At 42.9% G+C, this 3540-nt stretch carries 4 protein-coding genes; 3 read left to right on the plus strand and 1 reads right to left on the minus strand.

All coding sequences use genetic code 11. The features are described from left to right. The first annotated feature begins 98 nt into the window (after nt 1-98). Nucleotides 99-674 carry a Uma2 family endonuclease gene (locus tag APA_RS03055; protein WP_201320851.1) on the plus strand — a complete coding sequence of 192 codons (576 nt, stop codon included), beginning with the start codon at nt 99-101 and terminating at the stop codon, nt 672-674. Nucleotides 675-814: 140 nt separating this feature from the next. Here the strand turns inward: APA_RS03055 and APA_RS03060 are convergent, their stop codons facing one another. Continuing rightward, nucleotides 815-979, minus strand: a complete 165-nt coding sequence (locus tag APA_RS03060; RefSeq protein WP_201320852.1) for a hypothetical protein — start codon at nt 977-979, stop codon at nt 815-817. On the opposite strand from APA_RS03060, the gene APA_RS03065 reads away from it, so the two are divergent. Together APA_RS03065 and APA_RS03070 are read left to right on the plus strand one after the other, a co-directional pair. Next, the gene (locus APA_RS03065) at nt 978-1403 is read left to right on the plus strand and encodes a hypothetical protein (RefSeq protein WP_201320853.1); all 426 of its coding nucleotides are present in this window, start codon (nt 978-980) and stop codon (nt 1401-1403) included. The two genes, APA_RS03060 and APA_RS03065, sit on opposite strands and share 2 nt — an antisense overlap. Nucleotides 1404-1763: 360 nt before the next feature. Then, entirely contained in the window at nt 1764-3500 is a 1737-nt protein-coding gene (locus APA_RS03070) for an ABC-F family ATP-binding cassette domain-containing protein (RefSeq protein WP_201320854.1), read from the plus strand. The last annotated feature ends 40 nt before the right edge of the window (nt 3501-3540 follow it).

The following is a 3540-nucleotide window of genomic DNA, read 5'->3' on the forward strand; positions in this document are numbered from 1 at the left end:
ACTCACAGTAATAGCGATCGCTTAGAAATCACAATGCACAGTGCGATCGCTAATCTTGTAGAGTTAATTAAATCAAACCCATTATCCATTACAAAAAAATGATTGCCATTAAAGAAAATTTTCCTCAAATAACCCCAGAAGAATACTTTGCTTGGGAAGAAAAGCAGCTAGAAAAACACGAACTTATCAACGGTCAAGTTTACGCCATGAGCGGCGGTAGCGTTAATCATAGCCGCATCGCAATTCGATTTGCGACTATGCTGGATACCCACTTAGACGCTGGTAGTTGCATAACAGGTAACTCAGACCTGAGAATTAATATTGTTGGCACAAATAACTACATCTACCCCGATGTCAGCGTTACTTGTGACGATCGCGATAAAACCACAGCCCAATACATTACCTACCCATCCCTCATCGTTGAGGTTCTATCCCCTAGTACCGAATCCTATGACAGAAGTGGCAAATTTAGACTGTACCGCAAAAATCCAAACTTACAAGATTACTTATTAGTCAGTTCCACCAGCATTGAAATGGATTTATACCATAAAAATGACGCTGGCGAATGGCTCATCATTAACTACCAAGAAGGCGACACCGTAGAACTAAAAAGCATTAACTTAAGCTTCCCCATCGAGCAAGTCTATCGCGGTTTAGAATTGAAGCCTGAATAATTACTCAAATCAGCAAATAAATAGAGAGTACTAGCGATCTCCTCTAGGAGATAGATGTCGATGCGATCGCATATAACTCAAGACTCACCGTAATTGCGATCGCCTAAATCCTCAAATCGCTAATATAAGCCCCAATTTGTTTAAGTCTCTGCAAAACCTGAAGAAAATTGATAGAAACCTGCTAAATCTAGCAATGGCGATATTATTGCAAGCTTAATGATTTCTTCGAGGGGACGCTCCTCTTGACTGAGATAGGTATAATTGCGATTGAGGCGATCGAATCCCTGTAGTTCCAAATACATCATGTTCAACTCTTACTGGGCTTTTATCATTGCCACGATCGTAGCAACATTTGTCACGATTATTGGCATCTGGCAACATCAAGGAGCATCCATCAGTAGCGAATATCATAACTATTTTGGATTAGGGCTGATCGTCGCCCCGATCGCGCTATTTTTGCTATCCAATGGTCGGCTTTGGCAAGACATTGGATTTTCGTGGTTAGCGATCGGACTGATTTTGTTTGGAGCTGAACGATATTGGAACTATCGCGACCGACCTTGGTTTGAGCCTCCTCGGACGAATTGCGATGGGGACTGTTATGGCTGGTTTTCCTTTGAAAATCCATTGATGCTCAAAGAACTCCTGCTGGTCGGCGCGATCGCCATAGCGATCGGCATCCTTCTCAAACTTGTCCGCGATAAACTTTTGAAGCAAGTAAAAAAATAAAGAATTGAAGGCGTTTTCCACTGCTACTGATATTGCGATCGCTAGAATTGAGACTCAAGCCAAAGGTTTGACGGAGATGGCTGAGGGTGAGGCTACTAGCATTTGTAATCACGGTTAAGTCCTGTTAGTAATCACATATATTGCAGGGATCTCGATATGTGAGCTAGGCACTAACACCTAATATACGACAACATTCGCGATCGCAAAGAACACAGAACTCTATTGGTTTTGGCAGCAATTCTCATTATAAAAAATTGGTTTCACAATCAGAATTGCTGGGGTTTTGGGTAAGCTGATGCGTTTGTTACAAAAAAATGTTAATCTTAATAAAAAGTTAAGTTTTGTTGCTACCCTAAATCTATGCTGCGTCTCGAACACATCCAAAAAATTTATCCTACAGGCGAAGTCCTTAAAGACGTTAACTGGGAAGTCAAAACAGGCGATCGCATTGGTTTAGTCGGCGTAAACGGCGCAGGGAAATCAACACAGCTAAAGATTATTGCAGGGGAAATCGAACCCACCTCAGGACAGGTTGTCCGTCCTACTAGTCTCAAAATCGCTTATCTTAGTCAAGAATTTGATATCGAAGAGTCGCGCACAGTCAAACAGGAGATGTGGCAGGCATTTCAAGAAGTGCGCGAAATTCAAAAAGAATTAGCAGTAGTCCATCATCATTTAGAAAATTTAAAGGATGGTGAGGACTATGAACCAATTCTCAAAAAAATGGATCGCCTCCAGCGTCAGTTTGAAGACCACAATGGCTATGAACTAGAAAGCCGCATCGATAAGCTACTGCCAGAGCTAGGCTTTAAACCAGATGAAGGCGATCGCTTTGTCAGCGAATATAGCGGCGGCTGGCAGATGCGTATGGGCTTAGGCAAAATTTTGCTACAATCGCCAGACTTGTTATTACTGGATGAACCGACAAACCATTTAGATTTAGAAACGATCGAATGGCTAGAAAAATATTTGCGATCGCTTAGCACGCCAATGGTGATCGTCTCCCATGACCGTGAATTCTTGGATCGTCTCTGTACCTCGATTGTGGAAACTGAGCGCGGTGTATCCACAACTTATTTGGGCAATTACTCATCTTATCTGGCTCAGAAAGCTGAAGCCAAAGCTGCGCAGGGGGCTGCCTTTGAACGTCAGCAAAAATATATCGAGAAACAACAGGTTTTCGTCGATCGCTTCCGTGCAAGTGCTACCCGCAGTACCCAAGCCAAGAGCCGCGAAAAACAACTGGACAAAATCGATCGCATCGAAGCCCCAGATAGTGATGTCAGAACTTTAAAATTTCATTTCCCACCTGCATCTCGGAGTGGACGAGTTAGCGTTGAGATTAAAGAACTCACCCATGCCTACGGCGACCAAATCCTATTTTTAGGTGCAAATCTAGAAATCGAAAGAGGCGATCGGGTTGCCTTCCTCGGTCCCAACGGCGCAGGAAAATCAACCTTATTAAAAATGGTGGTGGGCAAAGAACCCTATAACGAAGGTGAAATTGTCCTCGGTCATAACGTGCTAATTGGGTACTTTGAGCAAAACCAAGCTGAAGCGCTCGATCTACACAAAAACGTTTTTGATACGATCCATGATGATTTTCCGAAGATGACCCACGAAGAAGTACGCGGTGTCCTTGGTAAGTTCTTGTTTAGCGGAGACACTGTATTTAAACAAGTACGCGATCTCAGTGGCGGCGAAAAGGCAAGACTTGCCCTCGCAAAAATGTTGCTCACCCCAGTGAATTTCCTCATCCTCGATGAGCCGACAAACCACCTTGATATTCCAGCCAAGGAGATGCTAGAGGCAGCTTTACGTGAATACGAAGGTACGGTGGCGGTGATCTCTCACGATCGCTATTTTATCTCGCAGGTCGCCAATAAAATCGTGGAAATTCGTGATGGCGATCTCTGTGTATATGCTGGTGAATATTCCTACTATCAAGAAAAAAGAGAAGAGGAAACCAGAGAGGCTAAATATAAAGCTGAAATGGCTGCGAAAGCTGCAAAAGATGCGGTAAGAAAGGAAAAAGAAAAAACAAAGCAAACGGAAAAACGCCAAGAAAAACAACAACAAAAGGTTAAAGCAAAGTAATATGCAATCAGAATTGCTGATTGTAAAAGTTTATTTTGAT

Source organism: Pseudanabaena sp. lw0831 (assembly GCF_016584665.1).
Taxonomy (GTDB): Bacteria; Cyanobacteriota; Cyanobacteriia; order Pseudanabaenales; family Pseudanabaenaceae; genus Pseudanabaena.

What these genes read in the sequence shown, in the direction of transcription:
- APA_RS03065 (WP_201320853.1), top strand. Translation starts at nt 978, where the DNA reads ATGTTCAACTCTTACTGGGCTTTTATCATTGCCACGATCGTAGCAACA.
- APA_RS03055 (WP_201320851.1), top strand. Translation starts at nt 99, where the DNA reads ATGATTGCCATTAAAGAAAATTTTCCTCAAATAACCCCAGAAGAATAC.
- APA_RS03070 (WP_201320854.1), top strand. Translation starts at nt 1,764, where the DNA reads ATGCTGCGTCTCGAACACATCCAAAAAATTTATCCTACAGGCGAAGTC.
- APA_RS03060 (WP_201320852.1), bottom strand. Translation starts at nt 979, where the DNA reads ATGATGTATTTGGAACTACAGGGATTCGATCGCCTCAATCGCAATTAT.